The sequence below is a fragment of the Mycobacterium sp. TH-M106 genome (assembly GCF_057473765.1).
Map to the genome: position 1 here is coordinate 1 of NZ_JBYCLE010000218.1, position 1,442 is coordinate 1,442.

Here is a 1,442-nt window from a genome sequence, read left to right on the forward strand (position 1 = left end):
TGATCGACCAGCCGCTGATGCGCAACGTGCTGGCCGACCTGGCGGTGGAGGCCGAGGCCGCCACCATGGTCGCGATGCGGATGGCCGGCGCCACCGACCACGCGGCCCACGGCGACGAGAGCGCCGACCGCGAGAGCCTGCTGCGCCGCATCGGCTTGGCGGCCACCAAGTACTGGGTCTGCAAACAGGCCACCCCGCACGCCGCCGAGGCGATGGAATGCCTGGGCGGCAACGGCTACGTCGAAGATTCCGGCATGCCGCGGCTGTACCGGGAGGCGCCGCTGATGGGGATCTGGGAAGGCTCCGGCAACGTCGGCGCGCTGGACACGTTGCGGGCCGCGGCGACCCAGCCGGACTCGGTGGCGGTGCTCTTCGACGAACTGGCGCAGGCCGCCGGTCAGGACCGGCGGCTCGACGCCCACGTCGATGCGTTGAAGGCCCAGCTCGGTGACCAGGAGACGATCCAGTACCGGGCCCGCAAAGTCGCCGAAGACATCTGCCTGGCGCTGCAGGGTGCGCTGATGGTGCGCCACGGGCATCCAGCCGTCGCCGAGGCTTTCCTGGCGAGCCGGCTCGACGGGCAGCACGGCGGGGCGTTCGGCACTTTGCCGGCCGGCCTGGACGTCGCACCGATCCTGGAGCGGGCCCTGGTGAAGGGATGACCCACGCGATCCGGCCGGTCGACTTCGACAACTTGAAGACGATGACCTATGAGGTCACCGGCCGGGTCGCCCGGATCACCTTCAACCGACCGGAGCAGGGCAACGCGATCGTCGCCGACACCCCGCTGGAGCTCTCCGCGCTGGTCGAGCGGGCCGACCTGGACCCAGGCGTGCACGTCATCCTGGTGTCGGGGCGTGGCGACGGCTTCTGCGGCGGTTTCGATCTCAGCGCCTACGCCGAAGGGTCGTCCTCGGCGGGCGGCGGCCGCGGCTATGCGGGCACCGTGCTGGACGGCAAAACCCAGGCGGCCAACCATCTGCCCAATCAGCCGTGGGACCCGATGGTCGACTACCAGATGATGAGCCGTTTCGTCCGCGGGTTCGCCAGCCTGATGCACGCCGACAAGCCGACGGTGGTCAAGGTCCACGGCTACTGCGTGGCCGGCGGCACCGACATCGCCCTGCACGCCGACCAGCTGATCGCCGCCGCCGACGCCAAGATCGGCTACCCGCCGACCCGGGTGTGGGGGGTTCCGGCCGCCGGGCTGTGGGCGCACCGGCTCGGCGACCAGCGCGCGAAAAGGCTTCTGCTGACCGGGGATTGCATCACCGGCGCGCAAGCCGCCGAATGGGGATTAGCGGTCGAAGCCCCCGACCCGAAGGACCTCGACGAGCGCACCGAACGGCTGGTGGCCCGGATCGCGGCGATGCCGGTCAACCAGTTGATCATGGTCAAGCTGGCGTTGAACTCGGCGCTGCTGGCCCAGGGGGTGGCCACCA

Annotated in this window: 2 protein-coding genes; both read left to right on the forward strand. The window is 70.5% G+C overall.

Features of this window, described 5'->3' with window-relative positions; translation table 11 throughout:
* The coding region (locus tag AC2VOP_RS07945) for an acyl-CoA dehydrogenase family protein (protein WP_486960454.1) at nt 1-662 on the forward strand (662 nt) is incomplete at its 5' end.
* A partial coding sequence (locus tag AC2VOP_RS07950) for a crotonase/enoyl-CoA hydratase family protein (RefSeq protein ID WP_486960455.1) occupies nt 659-1,442 on the forward strand: 784 nt, incomplete at its 3' end. The genes AC2VOP_RS07945 and AC2VOP_RS07950, both read left to right, overlap by 4 nt.